The sequence below is a fragment of the Flavobacterium sp. UBA5153 genome, assembly GCA_002413745.1.
Taxonomy (GTDB): Bacteria; Bacteroidota; Bacteroidia; order Flavobacteriales; family Flavobacteriaceae; genus Flavobacterium.
The window spans coordinates 1-19,651 of record DHXP01000031.1; the positions used below are offsets into that span (position 1 = coordinate 1).

The 19,651-nt window shown below is 33.9% G+C and carries 12 protein-coding genes and 3 pseudogenes; 11 read left to right on the top strand and 4 right to left on the bottom strand.

Annotated features, from left to right (window positions below; genetic code table 11):
* Positions 1 to 708: IS21-like element helper ATPase IstB (istB, locus tag B2145_RS06225; RefSeq protein WP_291099751.1), on the top strand; the 708-nt coding region annotated here is incomplete at its 5' end.
* A 145-nt stretch (positions 709 to 853) separates the two neighbouring features.
* Here the strand turns inward: istB and B2145_RS06230 are convergent.
* Positions 854 to 1,894: an IS5 family transposase gene (locus B2145_RS06230; RefSeq protein WP_291099755.1), complete on the bottom strand. Its 1,041-nt coding sequence runs from the start codon at positions 1,892 to 1,894 to the stop codon at positions 854 to 856.
* A 115-nt stretch (positions 1,895 to 2,009) separates the two neighbouring features.
* On the opposite strand from B2145_RS06230, the gene B2145_RS06235 reads away from it, so the two are divergent.
* The 6 genes from B2145_RS06235 (at position 2,010) to B2145_RS06260 (ending at position 14,379) form a co-directional block, all read left to right on the top strand.
* Positions 2,010 to 4,775 carry a helix-turn-helix and ligand-binding sensor domain-containing protein gene (locus B2145_RS06235; protein WP_349677753.1) on the top strand — a complete coding sequence of 922 codons (2,766 nt, stop codon included), beginning with the start codon at positions 2,010 to 2,012 and terminating at the stop codon, positions 4,773 to 4,775.
* A 239-nt stretch (positions 4,776 to 5,014) separates the two neighbouring features.
* Positions 5,015 to 8,014 carry a SusC/RagA family TonB-linked outer membrane protein gene (locus B2145_RS06240; protein ID WP_291099761.1) on the top strand — a complete coding sequence of 1,000 codons (3,000 nt, stop codon included), beginning with the start codon at positions 5,015 to 5,017 and terminating at the stop codon, positions 8,012 to 8,014.
* Positions 8,015 to 8,018: 4 nt separating this feature from the next.
* Complete coding sequence (locus B2145_RS06245; protein WP_291099764.1) at positions 8,019 to 9,476, top strand: RagB/SusD family nutrient uptake outer membrane protein; 1,458 nt, start codon at positions 8,019 to 8,021, stop codon at positions 9,474 to 9,476.
* An 18-nt stretch (positions 9,477 to 9,494) separates the two neighbouring features.
* Positions 9,495 to 10,472 carry a LamG-like jellyroll fold domain-containing protein gene (locus B2145_RS06250; protein ID WP_291099767.1) on the top strand — a complete coding sequence of 326 codons (978 nt, stop codon included), beginning with the start codon at positions 9,495 to 9,497 and terminating at the stop codon, positions 10,470 to 10,472.
* 73 nt (positions 10,473 to 10,545) lie between these two features.
* A complete protein-coding gene (locus B2145_RS06255) occupies positions 10,546 to 11,943 on the top strand; it encodes a glucoamylase family protein (protein ID WP_291099770.1) in 1,398 nt (465 codons plus the stop codon).
* A 189-nt stretch (positions 11,944 to 12,132) separates the two neighbouring features.
* A complete protein-coding gene (locus B2145_RS06260) occupies positions 12,133 to 14,379 on the top strand; it encodes a glycoside hydrolase family 3 N-terminal domain-containing protein (protein WP_291099773.1) in 2,247 nt (748 codons plus the stop codon).
* 524 nt (positions 14,380 to 14,903) lie between these two features.
* On the opposite strand, the gene B2145_RS06265 is transcribed toward B2145_RS06260, so the two are convergent.
* Both B2145_RS06265 and B2145_RS06270 read right to left on the bottom strand, forming a co-directional pair.
* Positions 14,904 to 15,755 carry an EamA/RhaT family transporter gene (locus B2145_RS06265; protein WP_291099776.1) on the bottom strand — a complete coding sequence of 284 codons (852 nt, stop codon included), beginning with the start codon at positions 15,753 to 15,755 and terminating at the stop codon, positions 14,904 to 14,906.
* 32 nt (positions 15,756 to 15,787) lie between these two features.
* A complete protein-coding gene (locus B2145_RS06270) occupies positions 15,788 to 16,516 on the bottom strand; it encodes a DUF4339 domain-containing protein (protein WP_291099779.1) in 729 nt (242 codons plus the stop codon).
* 510 nt (positions 16,517 to 17,026) lie between these two features.
* Between B2145_RS06270 and B2145_RS06275 the strand changes: the two genes are divergently transcribed.
* The 3 genes and pseudogenes from B2145_RS06275 (at position 17,027) to B2145_RS06285 (ending at position 19,151) form a co-directional block, all read left to right on the top strand.
* The gene (locus B2145_RS06275; protein ID WP_291099783.1) at positions 17,027 to 17,326 is read left to right on the top strand and encodes an ArsR/SmtB family transcription factor; all 300 of its coding nucleotides are present in this window, start codon (positions 17,027 to 17,029) and stop codon (positions 17,324 to 17,326) included.
* Between the two features lie 6 nt (positions 17,327 to 17,332).
* Positions 17,333 to 18,439 (top strand): NADH:flavin oxidoreductase, encoded by a 1,107-nt coding sequence (locus tag B2145_RS06280; RefSeq protein ID WP_291099785.1) that lies wholly within the window; start codon positions 17,333 to 17,335, stop codon positions 18,437 to 18,439.
* Positions 18,440 to 18,495: 56 nt separating this feature from the next.
* A pseudogene (locus tag B2145_RS06285) lies at positions 18,496 to 19,151 on the top strand (HPP family protein).
* 22 nt (positions 19,152 to 19,173) lie between these two features.
* On the opposite strand, the pseudogene B2145_RS17755 reads toward B2145_RS06285, so the two are convergent.
* A pseudogene (locus B2145_RS17755) lies at positions 19,174 to 19,263 on the bottom strand (IS982 family transposase); the annotation flags it as partial.
* Between the two features lie 237 nt (positions 19,264 to 19,500).
* Between B2145_RS17755 and B2145_RS17705 the strand changes: the two are divergent.
* A pseudogene (locus B2145_RS17705) lies at positions 19,501 to 19,651 on the top strand (IS5/IS1182 family transposase); the annotation flags it as partial.

Here is a 19,651-nt window from a genome sequence, read left to right on the forward strand (position 1 = left end):
ATGCAAAAGATGCGTCTAAACGGAATGAAACGAGCCTATGAGTCTTCGTTTGAAACAAGAGAAAGAGACACATTTACCAACGATGAGTTTATCGCCTGGCTCATAGAATCGGAAGACAACCAGCGAAACAACAGCAGAACCGAACGATTGCTCAAGAATGCCCGATTCCATTATCAGGCTTCCATAGAAGAAATGAGCTACACTCCAGACCGAGAACTAGATAGAAATTTGCTTACCAGACTCTCGGATTGTTCCTTTATAGACCGCAATGAAAACATAATCGTAACGGGTTGCACTGGCACTGGAAAAAGTTTTTTGGCTACCGCACTGGGATACCAATGCTGTATCAAGGGATACAAAGTCCTCTATTACAACCTAGGAAAACTCTTTACCAAGTTAATGATGGCAAAGGCTGATGGTTCTTATATGAGGGAATTAAGCAGGATTGAAAACTGTGATTTATTGATTATTGATGATTTTGGACTCCAAGCCATCAACAATGAAAAGCAAATGATATTGATGGATTTGATTGAAGACCGACATCATAAAAAATCTACTATTTTTTGCTCGCAACTACCCGTGAAAAACTGGTATGATTTAATCGAAGAAAAAACAATTGCAGACGCTATTTTGGACAGGATTATTCACTCAGCAATTAGGTTTGAACTCAAGGGAGAATCAATGAGAAAAAAAATGAAAAACAACTAAAAAAATTTATCTAATTTTACCATCAGAAATCTTCACAAAAATAACTGTTCAGTTTACCCCGGAATGGGGTGTACAGTTTCGCCGGAATAAGCAAAATACAGTAGTTTATATATACTGTTGTTTGTATCAAACGACACGTTCCCTTTTAATAAGTTTGTAATTGAATTTTTCTGAACATATTGTAAGTTAAATTCATTAATCCAATAGCGGCGTTAATTCGTTTAAATCCAATAAATTGCAAATACATTTTGTTCATACTATTTTCCATAAAACCAAAAATATGCTCAACTCTGGCTCTAGTTCTTGACTTTTCGGTATTGCTTAATTTTTGTTCGTCTGTCAATGGATTCGCCCTATATCCTTTTTCGTGAACGCAATTTATCATTTCGTTTTTGGCAATTATCATTTCTTGTTGCTCTCCTGTGTAAGCACTGCCGGCATAAAATTTTTCTCCTTTATCCTTCTCATCTAATAGATTTTCAACAACTTGAGAGTCGTGAACATTGGCAGAGGTTACTTCATATTTGGTTATTATTTTGCTTTTAGCATCTATTTTGATATGGTTTTTGTAACCAAAATAATTAACATTGTTTTTCTTTGTCCATCTTGCATCGATATCTTTTTGCTCTTTTTTATTCGGCTTTTCATCAAATGATTTAGGTGTTTCTCCTTTTTTAATTTGATTATTCTCGTCTTTGGTATTACGTTGTTTTGGAACTTCAATAAAGCTGGCGTCTATAATTTTTCCTTCATTTACGATTAATCCTAACTTTTCTAATTCTTTTATAAACAAAGAAAATATTTCATCAACCAATTCTAAATCAACTATTTGTTGTCTGAAATTCCAAACCGTTTTGCAATCTGGAATTACATCTGCAATACTTAAATTTAAAAATCGCATAAAACTCATTCTGTCATTTATTTGGAACTCTACTTGGTCATCAGACAAATTATAATAACGCTGAAGTATCAATATCTTGAACATCATTACATAATCAAATGGGCGACGGCCTCCTTTTCCTTTGGCAACTTTTTCAAAACTTGTCTCTAAAAGCATTCTAAACATTTCAAAATCAATCCCTTTGTTTAGTTTTTCTAAAGGGTCGCCAAGTTGACTTAGTTTGGTAAGTCGAATATCTTGGTCGAAAAATCCGTAATCTCGGTGTCTTTTGAACTGTTTCATCATTACAAGATACAAATAGTCTGCGTTTTAAAAAAACTTATCAGTTTTTAGAGGTTCCATTAAGGCTTCTCATTCGGGAAGCTTTTTTTATATTTTATTTGAAAAAATGTGTTTATATTTGAAAATAAATCTTCCCATTTTGAAAGCGAGTACCTTAAAAATAATTTTTTTCTGTTTTATATCTTTTCAACTTTATTCTCAAGAGTTGCTCCCTTTTGTTGAAAATTATAACAAAACCAATTATCAAGGGGATAATCAGATTTGGAATATTGCCCAAGGAAATGATAAAGCGATGTACTTTGCTAATAATCATTATTTATTGCGTTATGATGGAGTAAAATGGGAGAAAAACACCTTGCCAAACAAGACCATTATACGCTCTATAATGGCAGATGGCGATAGAGTTTATTCAGGATCTTATAAAGAATTTGGGTTTTGGCTTCGGAAAGAAGGAAAAATGAAATATGTTTCAATTTCCGGAGGCAAGAAAGTTTTTGATGATAGTGAGAATGAAGAAATATGGAAGATTTTCAAGTTTAAGAACAAGATTTATTTTCAATCTTTCAATGAAATTTTTCTTTATGACGGCAAGTTAATCAAGAATATTAAACTTCCATTTCTTATCTCGTATTGCTTTCAAATCGACAATAGTCTTTTGATCGCATCGGTAGGGCGAGGTATTTATTCAATTACAAATTCTCAAATTGTAAAAATAAAAGGTTTGGATGTTCTCGAAAATAACGTAATCCATTCCATTGCAAAATACCAAAACAAAACCTATTTTTTCACCAAAAAAAATGGCGTTTATATAGAAGAAAATGGTATTTTGACTTCATGGAAAAACCCCTTAAACGAAACTTTAAAATCGGCTAATATAAATGCGGCAATGTTTATAAAAAACAATAAATTGATTATAGGAACCGCGAGTAAAGGAGTTTATATCATTGATTTTAATACTAATTCCTATCAAAATATACATAGGAATAATATATTAATGAACAATTCTATTTTAAGTATTGCCCAAGACAATGAAAATAATTTATGGTTGGGTTTAGATAACGGTATCGCTCATATTGAAGTTAATTCACCAGTTTCTATTTTTTATGATAATTCGGGAATTTTGGGTTCGGTATATTCAGTTGCAACTATTGATAATGGATATTTGATGGCTTCGAATCATGGTGTTTTTAAATATGAAAAAAATCATTTTTCATTGGTTCCAAACTCTGAAGGACAATCTTGGAATATCAGTAAAATTAATAATAAATATCTTATTGGTCATAACGAAGGAACATTCGTTTATGAGAAGGGTCAATTTTCTAAATTAAATACAATAAATGGAGGCTGGAATTTGACAAAAAGCAACATAAATGATTCTTATTTACAAGCAACTTACAGTGGCGTTTTAATTTATAATGACTTAAATAATTTAACACAAAAAATCATTATTAAAGGGCTTTCAAAACCTATAAAATATGTAGCACAAAATAGAAAGAACGAAATATGGGCAGCGGATAATTATCGAGGTTTATATCGAATTTTGTATAATGATAATTATGTGACCACAAAAGTCGAAAATATTACCCAACTTAATAAAATGGACAATGATTTTAGTGTAAAAATATTTGAGTTTAGGAATGAAGTTCTTTTTTTAATCCATAATTTTTGGTACACCTATAATTCGATTTCTAATAAACTAGAAGAAAACACGATGTTTAATTCTAATTTCAAAAACATATCTGATATAGTTGCCATCGACGAAAATAACTTTGTCGTTCTTCAAGAAGGGCTTTTGTATTCTATTAATGCTAAGGGGAATAGGTTTGTTTGGAATGGTATTCAAGAGAAATATTATAAAGGAAAAATCATAAATGATAATTTAAAAATTTTCAAAAGCAAGGATGCCTATTTATTAAACCTTGACGATGGATTTATTTCATTTCAATTAAAAAGCGAAATCAGTCCTAATCCTAAGCTAAATATTGAGGCTTTTAATAATGGAGATTTAGTCGCCAATAAATCAAAAATAAAGTATAAATCGGAACTAAAAATAAGTGTTATTTCTGGAATATATGGTGCTAAAAAACCAAATTTGTTTTATAAATTGAATGAGTCAAATAGTTTCCTGCCGATAAAAGACGGGTTGATAGTTTTAAATAATTTGAGTAGTGGCTCTCATACTGTTGCAATTTATTATTATGATGGCTTGCATCATAATAAAGTTTCCAGTTTTGATTTCATTGTTGCAAAACCATGGTATTTTTCTTTTTGGATGATACTACTTTACTTCATTGTTTTGGTGATAATGTTATATGTGTACTATAAATGGAATAAAATGCGCTATATTCAAAAGTTAGCATTACAAGAAAAAGAATTGAAGCACCAAAAGAAAATTTTGGAGATGGAATTAAAAGCTGAAAACGAATTAAATACGCAAGAATACGAAAAGCATATTTTGGAACTTGAAATTCAAACAAAATCCTCTGAAGTTGCAGGTAAGTCACTTTCAATCGCAAAGCAAAGCGAAATGATAGAAAATATTCAAGGAATTTTAGATACTGAAACTGATTTTAACAAATTAAAAAGTGAAATCAAAAAAACGATAAAAATCAATGCTGTAAACAAACATGAGTGGGAAACTTTTGAAACGAATTTGAATCAAATTCACAATGCGTTTATCATTAATCTTTCTAAAAAATATCCAAATCTTACTTCAAAGGATATTAAGCTTTGTGTTTATTTAAAAATGAATCTTACTTCGAAAGAAATTGCTCCCATGATGAATATCTCTTTTAGAGGTGTAGAATTGCAACGCTATCGTTTAAGAAAGAAATTAAACCTTATTCAGGACGAAAATCTTTCAAAGTTCCTATTATCTATATAAATAGGTTAAATTTTTATGGATAGCATACTTTTATTATGATTATTTCAATAAATTACAATACATCATTACTACATCATAGGGATGTATTATTGTGCACAATATCTTTATTAGCCCCCTTAAATATTGATTTATTAAAGTATTTTGACAATTTGATGTATTTATGTAGTAACCACATATAGCTTACCATAACATTGTAATTATCTAATTTAGCTCCACTAACTTTAACAAATTATTAATATATGAGAAATTTCATTTTTAGCTTTTTAGCACTCATTCTTCTTCCTGCATATATGTCAGGTCAAGAAATTAAAGGTAAGGTGTCAGATAAAAACGGAGCTGGAATTCCAGGAGCAATTATTAGTGCTTCTGAATCCAGAACTTCTGCTGATGCCGATTTTGACGGTAATTTTACAATAAAAGCCAAAGTGGGCGAAACATTGAAAATTACAATGGTAGGTTTTGAGGCTCTAACCACTAAAGCAACTGCTGGTGTAATGAGTATTAAAATGCAAGAATCCAAAGACACCGAATTAAAAGAGGTTGTGGTTATAGGTTACGGTACCCGTAAAAAAATTGATAACACTACCGCAATTACTTCAATAAATGCTGAGGAAGTTTCGAAAACGAAAGTGTTAAATGCTTCTCAAGCCATACAGGGTAAGGCAGCAGGGGTACAAGTTATTTCATCCGATTTACCGGGAAGTACACCATCAGTTATTATCAGGGGTATGGGAACTGCAATAGGGGGAAGAATCCCTTTATTTGTGGTTGACGGTATGCCTACAGACAACATTAATAACATTAATACAAATGATATTGTTTCTTATGACATTTTAAAAGACGCTTCATCATTGGCAATTTATGGTAATAGAGCTGCAAATGGGGTAATCATTATTACCACTAAAAAAGGAAAAGGTAACAAATTGACCGTAGAAGTGGAAAGTTTTGCAGGTTTTAGACAGCCATTGAAAACGGTAAAAATGGCCAGTAGTAATGAGTACTCTCATTATACTAATGCTGCTTTACAAGCTACTACTTTTTCACAAGATCAGCCTGTAAATACAGATTGGTTTGGTGCCATTACAAGAAGAGGTTCGTATAATCAAAATAACGTTTCTGTTTCCGGTTCTTCTGAAAACATAAAATACTTTTTCAGTGTGGGTGACTATGAAGAGAAAGCAATTTTGAAAGGGCTGGATTATAGCCGTTTTACTTTTAGGAATAATAATGAATATAAAATTTCTAAAAAATTGACTTTAACTCAAACATTGAGTGTTGGTTATACCCATTCTACACCTAAACCAATGGATGTATTTACTGTAGCTTACAAACAATCCTCTATTGTTCCTGTTTATCTTCCTAGTGGACAATACGGTGTTTCTTTCGTTGGAGCAAATGGTTTTGCTGGTGCAACGGGATCTGCATTTAATAATGTTGGAAACCCAGTTGCCCAATTAAATTTTTATAACGAACAGCAAAAAAGTCTTTTGTTGCAAGGAGGATTAAAATTAGATTATGAAATTTTGAAATCATTAAAATTCACTTCGCAATTTAACGGTGACAGTTATACTTGGAAAAACTATAATTATAGTGATACACAAGCTATTTGGTTAGCTGCAGATCCTACACGTGTGGTTGCAAATTACCCGGCTACATCTCATTTAAATGATTTAACCGAAGGTAGAGAAGATCATTTCAATTGGAACTTATCGAACTATTTTACTTATAACAAAGTGTTTAACAATATTCATGATATTGAACTTACCGCCGGTACAGAAGCTTCTTCTATAGGTAGTGCAAGTAAATTGGCTATTGTAAGAAAAGACGCAAATGCAAATTCAAATTATTGGTCATTATCGGGTGTTAATAATGTAGCAAATGTAACTAGTTTTAAAGACGAATTGTCTAATGAAAGTAGATTAGAATCTTTCTTCGGTCGTTTTCAATACAAATTGATGGACAAATACTTAATCACAGGAACAGTTAGACGTGATGGTTCATCAAATTTTGGTAAAGAGTATCGTTGGGGAACTTTTCCTTCTTTTGGCTTAGGTTGGATTATTTCTAAAGAAAATTTTATGGCTAACGTAAAAGGAATTGATTTATTGAAACTTAGAGGAGGTTGGGGACGATTAGGAAATCAAAGAGTTCCGCTAAATAATCAATCTTTTGCTTCTGGACTTAAAAGTTATTTAGGAGGATCCGTATTGTATGAAGGGACAACCATTGACTCACAAGTAGATCCAAGTTTATCATGGGAAATTACCGAAGAAGCTTCTGCGGGTTTAGATTTTGAATTATTGAACCATAGATTAAAAGGATCATTTGATGTTTACGATAAAACAACAACAAACGTTATTTTAAATACTACTCCATATACTACTTCAGGAGTTAGTACTGCATCTCCCGCTCATGTTGGTGAAGTTTCTAATAAAGGATACGAAATTGCTTTACGTTGGGATGACAAAATTACGGATGATATAAGTTACTGGGTTGGCGGAAATTTTTCAAACAACACAAATAAATTAAAAAGTTTGAAAGATGCTAATCTATCTCCTATATATGGCGGAGATTTAGGAAATGGCCAGACCACCAAATTATTAGACAATACCTCTATAGGTCAACCATTGGGTAGTTTCAATATGTATCAATATGCAGGTTTTAACAAAGCAACTGGAGCAATGTTATATTACAAAGCAGATGGAACAACAGGAACTCAAGATGCTATGGTAATTGCAGATAAAAAATATGTGGGTTCTATATTGCCAACATCAACATTCGGAATTTCTTTAGGGTTAGTCTATAAAAACTTCGATTTATCAATTGACGGATATGGTACAGCTGGTGCTAAAGTATATAATGGGAAAAAAGCACAACGTTTTTCTGGAGAGAACATCGAAGAATCGCTAACTACAAATTTCTGGACACCGAATAATTTAACAGCTACAACTCCGGGCGCTTTTAACCAAGTTCCAGTTGCATCGACTTATTATTTAGAATCAGGCGATTTCTTTAGAATCAACAATATTTCTTTAGGATATAAAATTCCTTTAAAAGGTGATTTTATAAGTTCTGCCAGAGTGTATATGAATGTAATAAACCCATTTATAGTACAAAAATTCTCAGGATTTTCTCCAGAGTTAAATGGGGACGGAAATCCTTATGGTTCTCAAGGAGTAGAATTGAATGCTTACCCAACATTGAGATCATTTGTTTTTGGTGTTAATTTAAAATTTTAAAACTATGAAAAAGATATATATATCCATTTTTGTACTATCCGCAGGCCTTTTTATAGGATGTTCAAAAGACTTTTTAGATGTAAAACAAACCGCATCTATTTCTACCACAGACCTTGCATTGTTCAATAACAATGCAGGAGCTACCACCTTTGTAACTGCAATCTATGATAAATTTTTAGATTGGGATCTGAGTTCGTTTTCTTGGATTGGTTTGTCAAGCATTGCTTCTGATGATGCTGACAAAGGTTCATCTCCCGGTGATACAGGTTCAGATAAAGATTTATTGGATGCCTTGACTTATAATTCGTCAAGCGGTTCCATTGGTGAAATTTTTGATGCTAACTATAGGGGAATTAATAGATGTAATCAAGCATTGGACATCCTTCCTAAATTAGATAAGGCAGATCCTGCCTTGCGCGCAAGATTAGCGGGAGAAGCAAAGTTTTTAAGAGCTTTTATGTATTTTACTTTGGTAAAAGCGTATGGCGGCGTCCCGATCGTAGATCATTTGCCCAATCCATCTTCAGATGCAGACAGAATAATGCAATTGACACGTAAAACAAGTGCTGAAGTATATGCTTTTATCGAAAAAGATTTAACGGATGCTATTGCGGCATTACCAGATAGAACAGCTTATGCTGCTTCAGAAAAAGCAAGAGCTTCAAAAGGTGCAGCTTATGCTTTGCTTGCAAAAGTTAATTTATACGAAAAAAACTGGCAAAAAGTAGTGGATAATTGTAACCTCGTTACAGGATATTCTTTGGTTTCTGACTATTCTTCCCAGTATAAATTAGCTGGAAAAAATGATGCTGAATCTATTTTCGAAATTAACGGTTCGGGTGCAACTCCAGCCAAAGGAATCTCAGGATATTCTGCTTGCCAAGGTGCTCGTGGTGCTGGTGGTTGGGGTTGGGGATTCAATACACCAAGTTTAAGTTTAGTAAATGCTTATGAAGCGGGTGATGTCAGAAAAGCAGCCACTATTATTTTTGCAGGAACTACTTTGTATGATGGTAGAGTGGTGCCCACTACGGTAGAAAATCCTAGATACAATTATAAAGCCTATTCATCGGCTTATACTGATGGTTGGGAAACAGATGCAGATATTAAATATTTGAGATTTGCCGAAGTTATTTTGATGAAAGCCGAAGCCCTGAATGAATTAAATAATACTCCTGCCGCTATTCCTTTGTTAAACCAAATCAGAACCAGAGCAGGATTAGCAAATACTACGGCTGTTTCTCAGGCTGATGTAAGAATAGCAATCTGGAAAGAAAGAAGGGTAGAAATGGCATTTGAACACGATAGGTTCTTCGATTTAGTACGTACAGGTCAGGCAGTTGCAGCTTTCGCAGTTGACGGAAAAACATTTGTTAAAGGAAAAAACGAGTTGTTTCCGTTACCTCAATCTTTTATCACTCAAGCAGCTGGTTTATCTACACAAAACCCGGGTTATAATTAATCCTTAAAAACAGTAAAAATGAAAAAAAATAAATATATTTTCTTATTTGCTTCTGTTATAGCTTCCCAATTTTTTGGGAGCTGTAACGGTGATAGCATCGATAAAGTGAATAGCCCAATTGCTTACGAAAAAATCGGAGGTTATAATACTTCGGATGATGTAGCGGCTTCCAATTTAGTCTCAAAATTAAGTTTCGAAAATAATCTAACGGATTCAAAAGGAGCAATTACAAGGGCTGTTTCTACTAATGTAGCTTATGCAACCGGTAAAAAAGGAATGGCATATTCTGGGTCAAGTTCTCAAGAAAGATATGCTGTAGGGAATGCTACTGCTGCAATTACAGCGCTAAATGATTTTACATTTTCTTTCTGGATGAATACTGCAAATACTGTTGATCCTGCAACTGCTGGTCAAGGTAAAGGTGCTCAAGGTATTTTTACAGTTGTGAGACCAACTCAATTTTGGGGAGGTTTGAACCTGTTTTTAGATAATCCAGATGCTGCAAATCCAAATAGGATTCTGTTAAAAGTCGATTTAGAAAATGGTAGAAATGGTGTTGCGTGGCAAAGTCAAGGTGTAACTATGTATTTAGATAATAGTTTAAACACTTGGGTTCATATCGTTATCTCCTATAATTCTTCAACCAGCAAATTAACCTTTTACACAAATGGTGCTTTAAGTGCTAACGTAAATAGATTTGCCTACGCACCAGCCGGAGGAGTTATAGGTTCTGCACCATTGTTTGCTGATAATCCAGGAAGTATTGACAATATTAATAATGCGCCTAAATATGGTGTGTTTCAAATGGTTGGTACCAATGGGAAAATTGTTTTCGGAACCCACCAATTTGATACCACACCTCCTCAAAACAATGGTGGTCCACAAGGTTGGGCAACTAGTTATGCAGGTTTATTAGATGAGTTTAGAATTTATAATTCAGCACTTTCTATTAACGAAGTTAGTGCTTTATATAAATTAGAAAAAGATAATAGATAATAGAATCAATGTATTAAAAAGGCACCTAGTTCAAATAAAACTAGGTGTTTTTTAATTTTTAATAAAAAATAAAATGAAGAATTTCTTATTCTGCTTTATTTTTCTGAATGTTTTCAGCTCTTGTTCTTCTTCCCCAGGAGGAGGTAATAATGGAAGTGGGGGTACACCGTTGCCAACAACTCCCACAACCCCAGTGGTAATAACTCCGTTAACGGATACGGAAGCACTGGATCAAGTGCAAAAAGACGCCATCAACTATTTTTGGGATTATGCCGAAACCAATTCGAAATTAGCAAGAGAAAGATACCTTACAGATAATCCAGGTTTTGACGCCAATATCGTAACAACAGGAGGTTCTGGATTTGGGTTAATGACACTCGTAGCAGGTATAGAAAGAGGTTTTGTTCCAAGGACAGAAGCGGTTACCAGACTTACTACAGCATTAACTTTTCTAGAAAATGCAGATCGATTTCACGGTGCTTGGTCGCATTGGATTAATGGCACAACCGGACATGTAATTCCTTTTGGAACTAAAGATGACGGTGGTGATATTGTTGAAACTTCCTTTTTATGTCAAGGATTAATAACCGTTCGTGAATATTTCAAAAATGGGAATGCTACCGAACAGGCATTGGCTACTAAAGCCGATAGTCTTTGGAAAGGGGTAGAATGGGATTGGTATACCAAAGGCGAAAATGCGTTGTATTGGCATTGGTCACCCAATTATGGTTGGGATATGAATTTTAAATTAGAAGGGTATAACGAATGTTTGATAACCTATGTTTTAGGAGTTGCATCTCCCACGCATCCTATTCTTGTTGCTGCTTATGATCAAGCTTGGGCAAGAAATGGGGCAATTGTAAATGGTGGAGCACAATATGGTCTTCCTGTAATTTTTAATTACAATGGAGCAACTGGAAATGTTGGGCCAATGTTCTGGTCACATTATTCTTATATGGGATTAGATCCAAATAATTTAACTGATAAATATGCGGATTATTGGGCATTGACACAAAATCATTCCAAAATCATTAACAAATATTGTATTGATAACCCGAAACAATGGAAAGGATATTCCGATAAATGTTGGGGGTTAACGGCAAGTTATTCCCGTAATAGTGACGGAACCACAGGTTATTCGGCACATCAACCACTTAACGATTTGGGCGTCATTTCGCCTACAGCTGCTCTATCGTCATTTCCATATACTCCGGTGGAGTCAATGAAATTTCTTCATTATTTGTATGATGAAAACAAATCAACTTATGTAGGTACTGCAGGACCTTACGATGCTTTTTCGCCTCAATATAATTGGGTAACACCACGTTATTTAGCAATCGATCAAGGAACAATTGCCCCAATGATCGAGAATTATCGTTCCGGTTTATTATGGAAATTGTTTATGAATGCGCCAGAAATTAAACCCGGTTTGGTAAGTCTTGGTTTTCATTCCAGTAAATACGGATTTTAAGGAATATCAAATAGTTAAAACTATAGTTCTAATACGCATATTGATTTCAATTTATTTTGCCACAGATTTAAAAGATTATCACAGATTTTTTTATTAACCAAACGTAAAATCCTTTTAATCTTTTGAATCTGTGGCTTAAAAAAACATTTAAATTACCCCAGCGAGTTAAATTAAAAAAAAATATAAACAATGCAAAATAAACTTATAATTATATTATTAATGGTTTCTGTTTTTGGATTTAGCCAAAGAAAAGAAGCCAATAAAACCGTCAAAATTAAACCAAAAGCAGAATTTGTAGCCGAATTAATGGCGAAAATGACATTGGACGAAAAGATATATCAAACCGTTCAATTTACTTCGGATGGAACCATAACAGGACCAAAATCAGGTGATAATTTCATCACCCGAATAAAGCAAGGAAAAGTAGGTTCGGTCCTAAATGCTACGGGAGCTAAAGAAACTAGAGAAATACAACGGATTAATTTAGAGAATTCAAGGCTGAAAATTCCTTTGTTGTTTGGCCATGATATAATTCACGGCTACAAAACCATATTTCCCATTAATCTCGCAATGGCTTCTTCATGGGATCCAAAAGCAGTAGAATTGGCGGCTCGAATTGCTGCAACCGAAGCTTCATCAGCGGGTGTTCAATGGACGTTTGCACCCATGGTGGATATTACTCGTGACGCAAGATGGGGAAGGGTTTCTGAAGGTTCTGGTGAAGATAGTTTCTTGGGAATTCAAATGGCCATTGCCAATGTAAAAGGTTTTCAAGGCGATGATCTTTCAAAAAACAATACAATTTTAGCTTGTACCAAACATTTTGCCGCTTATGGTGCTGCCGAGGCAGGTAGAGATTATAACGCAGTAGATATGTCCGAAAGGGTTTTGCGAGAAACCTATTTACCTGCTTTTAAAGCTACGGTTGATGCGGGCGTCAAAACATTTATGACTTCGTTCAACGAAATTTCTGGCATTCCATCAACAGCTAATAGGTTTTTGATTCGTGATGTACTAAAAAGCGAATGGAAATTTGACGGAATGGTTGTAACGGATTATACCGGAATCAACGAAATGGTCGCTCATGGTTTTGCGACTGATGAAAAAAATGCAGGAGAATTAGCCATGAATGCCGGCGTCGATATGGATATGGTTGGCGGTGTTTATATGAATTATTTGAAGAAATCCTATGACGAAGGAAAAGTTTCCCTTACTCAAATTGATGATGCTTGCAAAAGAATTCTGGATGTAAAATACGATTTAGGGTTGTTTGAAGATCCCTATCGCTATTCAGATGAAAAGCGCGAGAAAGCAACAATTTACAAACCTGAATTTTTAGAGGCAAGTTTAGAAGTGGCCAAAAAATCATTGGTTTTATTGAAGAATAACAATTATATTTTGCCATTAAAAAACAACCAAAAAATTGCTTTTGTCGGACCATTGGTTAGTGATGAATACAATATTATTGGTTCTTGGGCAGCTCTAGGCGATCGAAATGGTTTTGCCACTAGCGTAAAAGAAGGAGTTACTAATTATTTGAAAAATGTTTCAAATGTAACTTTCGACGATGGCGTAGAAATAAGTGGTACCAAAAGAGATTGGATGCAAAAAGCCATTGATAATGCTAAAAAAGCCGATGTAATTGTTGCCGTTATGGGCGAAAGAGAAAATATGACTGGTGAAGCAGCTTCTCAAACCAATATCGATTTGCCGGGAATTCAAAAAGAATTTTTAGCCGAATTAAAAAAATTGGGTAAACCAATGGTTTTGGTTTTACTAAACGGAAGGCCGTTGACGCTTTCTTGGGAAAATGAAAATATGGATGCCATTCTTGAAGCTTGGTGGCCAGGTACTCGTGGCGGTGATGCTATTGCTCAAACACTTTTTGGAGCTAATAATCCAAATGGGAAATTACCGATGTCGTTTCCTAGAAATGTAGGTCAATTACCCTTATATTACAACCATAAAAATACAGGACGTCCTTATCTAGGGTTATCAGATTCGGAACAAAAATACAAATCACGTTATACAGATGTTGATAATAGTTCCTTGTTTCCGTTCGGATTTGGATTGAGTTATACGAATTTTGATTATTCAAAAATTACAATTTCCTCTGATAAAATCAAGTTTAACGAAAAACTAAAAGTTAGCGTTGACGTGAAAAATACAGGAAGTTTTGATGGCCAGGAAGTGGTCCAACTTTACATCCGTGACTTGGTAGGTTCTGTTACCAGACCGGTAAAAGAATTGAAAGGATTCGAAAAAGTAAGTCTGAAAAAGGGAGAAACAAAATCAGTTTCATTCGAAATTTCCTCTGAAGATTTAAAATTTTATACCCTTGATATGAAATACGAAGCCGAAGCAGGAAAGTTCGATGTTTTCGTAGGCGGGAATTCTGATACAAATAGAAAAGTAAGTTTTGAGTTAGTTAAATAAATTTGGTTTTTGATTTAGTAATTACCCTTCAATATTCGTATTGAAGGTTTTTTTTTAAAATGTATTTTTGATTGAGATATTTTAAAACTCAATATTTCTTTATATTTGGCTTTCTAAAAAATATCATTCTCTGAAAAAGATTCTTTTATTTTTCCTGATTGGATATTCCGGTTCAAAGTGAACAGTTTTTAGAGGATGATTTTTAGTTATATGGTATAAATCACATAGTATAGCCAATAAAACAATAGGATTAGTTATGATGTCTGTTTAAAAGGTGTTTACACCAACAAAGTCCGATTTATAGACCGCTATCTATTCGTTTTTGAAAACATAGAATTGCTGGAACCAATTTACAATAATGTACCTTGGGGCAGAGCCATCGAATTATTTTAAAACACAGATTTCACAAATTTACACAGAAAAATTTGTGTCAAAGAAAAGCTTCGATAAATTAAACCGAAAGGAATCAAATAAGGGTTTAGACTATTTTATAAACCCTTATTTTATATAGAAATTCTTGATTTCTAGCTTTGCGAAATAACAATCAATATAACGGCAACCATAGCCAAAAAGAGACCTATAAAATTCATTTTGGTAAGTTTTTCCTTGAAGACGAAAAGACCTACGAGACTCCCAATAATAATTACTCCCATATTCATTCCTGCAAAAACTGTCGAAGGATTTTTGGCGAAAGTCTGATGCGCTTTTAGATAAAAAAGAATATTTCCAAAATTGAAAATACCAATCAAACCACCAAAAAGTAGGTTTCGAGAAGTTATTTTTACTTTTTTGAAGTTGACTTCATAACCCACAGCTATCATGGTTATGAGTAAAGCTATTCCGAAAATCACAAATAAAGAGGAGGTATAAGGCAGATCCGTATAAGTGGCAATTTGTTTAAAAAGTACGTCAATAACTCCAAAACCAATAAGTACAGCAGCGGGATAAGTCCATTTATTTTCGGTATTATCGGAAGGTTTGGTGAGCAGAAGTATTAGTGCCGGAAATGCTACTAAAAGAGCACCTATTTTAAGAATATTGAATTCTTCGCCAAAGAGTAACCAAGCAGCCAGAATTGGGATAAACAAGGATAAACGTTGAGCGGCATCGGTTTTTACAATGCCCATATATTTTATTGAAGTTGCCAATAATAGAAAAATAGTGGGTAACAAAATACCAATTATAGCATAAATTCTCCATGGAGCTGCTATTCCTACGGCCTTAATATCTGGATTGTATGACATATAACAAAGCCCAAGGGCAAAGAGATAATTAAAAGCGATAATTTGGGTGTTACTGCTTGTATAAGCACGGGAAGTTTTGAATAAAACGCCCACGGTTACACTGCATATAATGCTTAAAATAAGAAATAGCATAGGTTATTTGTTTTTCTGTTGAGGTAGTAAGACTATTTTATTTTCTCTAATTCCAATTTCAATTCATCGGATTCTTTTTCTAATTTGTCTTTTTCAGTTTTATAATCACTGATTTCTTTTTGCAATAAACTGATTTGTTCGTTTTTTTCGGCAGCGGATCTTAAAAACTTGAAACTAGAGGTATCTTCTAGCTTTTTTTGGGTAATTTCTAAGTTATTTGAATTAGCAGCAAGCAAATTTTTGATTTCAAAAATCCTATTGGTAACCGTTTGTTTTCTTTCCTTTTTAATTCTATCGGCTTCGGCTTTTTCTTGTTCTGCTAAGAGGATTTCCTGTTCGTTTTTTTCTTTTTGTTGTAGATCATATTGATGATTTTCAACCTCAGTTTTATGATTCCGAAGGTCTAATTCTCGGCTTCTATTGTCTTCTAATGTATTCAAAACTGTTATTCCAACTATTAAAACCAAGCTTCCCAATACTATAAAAAAGGTCTTTTTAGTCAAACCTAAAATTTTTTGTTCTTCTTTTTCTTCTTCCTTTTTTTCTACTTTAGGTTTTGGAGGAACTGCCAAAAAAGAGGGTATTGGTGGCGGAACCACAACGAAAATAGTTCTTAATTCAGGGATTTCTCCAGCCGTTTTCCAGTTTTCCATTCCTTCAAACCATACGGGAGAAGTTTTTGTAATTCTTTTTGCTTTCAATTCTTCTAGATCAAACGGACCGCTGCTTTCGGTACCATTATGTAGAAAGTATTTTTTCATATTTAAGTATTCTATAAGGCTGTTAAAACCGTTATTTCTCTATTATGAGAGGTTATGTTCAAATTTACAATCATTTTTTGAAAATGCAAATTATATAATTCAATGTTGTCTTTTTGAAGTCAAGATTATATTTGGCAAACTTCGCCTATTCAGGGTCAATTTATTGGAAAATAAAGAAAAAGGGAAAGTCCTTATATTTACTGTTTGGTGAAAATGTTGTTAATATTAGAATATAGCGATAAATTTAAACTCTTCAGAACATTAAACTACTTTTCTGGATTTTTAAAATACTTTGTAAATCAATGTTTTAAAAATGGGCTAGTTTATTCAAATTTTACATAAAATTGTTTGAAAAATACCTCAATAAAGCTCCAAAATCATGATTTCAAATGTAGTTTTTCTAGACTAAACGATTAGCTGGCGAAAATGTTCATTGGTGCTATCTCTTAAAAATATCCTAAATAAACTTCTTTAAATAGATATATCGGGAAAAGTCGATATATTTGCATTATGGATCCTATAGAAATATTTAAAGCATTATCAAACAAGTCCAGATTACAAATGCTGGAATGGCTAAAAGAACCTGAAATAAATTTTCCTGAACAACTGGCTGCAGGTTTTGAGCATGGTGTTTGTGTAGGACAAATTCAGTCCAAAGCAGGACTAACCCAATCGACGGTTTCAGAATATTTAGCAATATTACAACGTGCCGGGTTCATCGAATCAACTCGTGTTGGGCAATGGACCTATTACAAGCGCAACGAAAAAGCATTCACAGCACTCAGCAAAATAATCGAATCTAATCTATAAATAATTATGAATACAAATAGTTTGTTTACGCCCTTCCACTTGAAGACGCTAAATCTTAAAAATAGAATTGTAATGGCACCTATGACGCGCTCTTTTTCTCCAAATGGAGTGCCTACAGATGAAGTCGCAGCTTATTATCAAAAAAGAGCTGAAGGCGAAGTAGGTTTGATATTATCTGAAGGAACGGTTATCAATAGACCATCTTCATCGAACGATGCTAATGTACCTCACTTTTATGGTGATAAATCCTTGGCAGGATGGAAACAAGTAATTGATAGCGTGCATTCAGCAGGTGGACAAATGGGACCGCAGATATGGCACATGGGTATCATGGATAATCATCATTCCGGTTGGGTTCCTCCAGTCCCTTTTGAAGGCCCATCAGGATTAAACAGACCCGGGTTTAGCAACGGGACTGCAATGACAACAAATGATATCGAAAATACCATTTTGGCTTTTGGAAAAGCTGCCGCAGATGCCAAGAGATTAGGTTTTGACTGTATAGAAATACATGGTGCCCATGATTATCTGATAGATCAATTTTTCTGGGATGCAACAAATCAGCGTACCGATAATTATGGTGGAAAAAGCTTAGCAGAACGTACTCGTTTTGCCGTAGAAGTGACTAAAGAAATTAGAAAACAAGTAGGAGAAGATTTTGCAGTGATTATGAGACTTTCTCAGTTCAAACCATCGGATTACACTTGCAAAATGGCAAAAACACCTCAAGAAATGGAAGCTTGGCTTAGTCCGTTGATTGATGCAGGTGTCGATATTTTACATTGCTCACAACGTCGTTTTTGGGAACCTGAATTTGAAGATAATGATCTTAACTTTGCAGGATGGGCTAAGAAACTAACAGGAAAACCGACTATTACTGTAGGTTCTGTTGGGCTTTCTGGAGATTTCTTTGGCGCTTTTGCAGGTGAAAGTTCACATCCTACCTCTTTAGATGAATTAACAAGGCGTTTAGACAGAGGAGATTTTGACCTCGTAGCCGTTGGAAGACCACTTTTATCAGATCCGAATTGGGTTTCCAAAATAAAAGAAGGAAAAAATGACCAACTAAAAGGCTTTAGCAAAGAAGCTTTGGGTGAATTAGTATTGGAATAACATTTAAGAATACAAATCAGTTTATAAAAAACTCACGTTACGCAAAATAATTCTATATGCCTGTTCAAAAAATAAAGCGAAGTTATCGCAAAACCCGATATATTCTTTACAGAGAAACTTTGGTAGACTGGAAAGAGCATTTTGGGCTTTTTTAGGTTCGTTTGCAGGCATTGGAATATTAGCTTACATACAATCCATTCATTTTTTAGGAAATGATGCTGGGTATCTAATTGGTTCTTTCGGTGCATCGAGCGTATTGGTCTATGGCATTATTCAAAGTCCATTTTCGCAACCTCGAAATTTAGTTGGCGGTCATTTAATTTCAGCATTTATAGGTGTTACAGTTCACAAATTAATCCCTGATATTATTTGGATTGCTGCTCCCTTAGCCGTTTCGCTTTCTACTATTTTAATGCAAATTACCAAAACCTTACATCCACCAGGAGGAGCAACAGCACTTATTGCTATTATTGGTTCCGATAAAATAAAAGATTTGGGTTATTTATATATGATTTCACCTGTATTCATTGGCGTAATGATTTTGCTACTTACTGCTTTAGTTTTTAATAATATGACTTCCAATAGAAGTTATCCAAGCCATAAGAAATACCATCTTATTAGAAAAAAACTAATTCATAAAATTAAAAAAAAGCGTATCTTAATTATAAGCGAAGACAAACCCCAAAGAATAACCTCATCTTCTAGTTTATAGCATCAATCTGAAAATCTTTTCAACAAATCGTAATTCTATTATGACGAGCTATTTTACAAATCTCAAGCGGCATACGATTAACAACAAAATAGCTCTCAAATTCCGTGAATTTCGAATATAAATGTTGTCTGATTTGCTAAGCAAAATAGAATATTTTTTTTCTTCGAGAGAAATCAGAGATGTTGATTGATATCTTATATGTGAGAGAACTTCACGGCAAGAAGCCTAGAACTTATAGGGAAAAAGCAAGAACGGCATCTTCGATATTTGAAAAGAAATATTGGCCACATTAACAATTTATTAGACCAGTTCACTGGCATTCCACTCAAAAGAAAAGGAGTTGAAATAGCTGTATGTAATCCAGACACTTTATTGCCAACAAGAGGAGATGTTTCGAGAAATGACAAAATCAGTTCCACACCGAATTGTCAGCATTCATCAGCCTCATATAAGACCAATAGTAAGAGGAAAAAGTCAAGCTAAAGTAGAATTTGGGGCAA

Coding starts and splice junctions, on each gene's coding strand:
- B2145_RS06230 (WP_291099755.1), bottom strand. CDS start 1,894: ATGATGAAACAGTTCAAAAGACACCGAGATTACGGATTTTTCGACCAA.
- B2145_RS06240 (WP_291099761.1), top strand. CDS start 5,015: ATGAGAAATTTCATTTTTAGCTTTTTAGCACTCATTCTTCTTCCTGCA.
- B2145_RS06245 (WP_291099764.1), top strand. CDS start 8,019: ATGAAAAAGATATATATATCCATTTTTGTACTATCCGCAGGCCTTTTT.
- B2145_RS06250 (WP_291099767.1), top strand. CDS start 9,495: ATGAAAAAAAATAAATATATTTTCTTATTTGCTTCTGTTATAGCTTCC.
- B2145_RS06255 (WP_291099770.1), top strand. CDS start 10,546: ATGAAGAATTTCTTATTCTGCTTTATTTTTCTGAATGTTTTCAGCTCT.
- B2145_RS06260 (WP_291099773.1), top strand. CDS start 12,133: ATGCAAAATAAACTTATAATTATATTATTAATGGTTTCTGTTTTTGGA.
- B2145_RS06265 (WP_291099776.1), bottom strand. CDS start 15,755: ATGCTATTTCTTATTTTAAGCATTATATGCAGTGTAACCGTGGGCGTT.
- B2145_RS06270 (WP_291099779.1), bottom strand. CDS start 16,516: ATGAAAAAATACTTTCTACATAATGGTACCGAAAGCAGCGGTCCGTTT.
- B2145_RS06275 (WP_291099783.1), top strand. CDS start 17,027: ATGGATCCTATAGAAATATTTAAAGCATTATCAAACAAGTCCAGATTA.
- B2145_RS06280 (WP_291099785.1), top strand. CDS start 17,333: ATGAATACAAATAGTTTGTTTACGCCCTTCCACTTGAAGACGCTAAAT.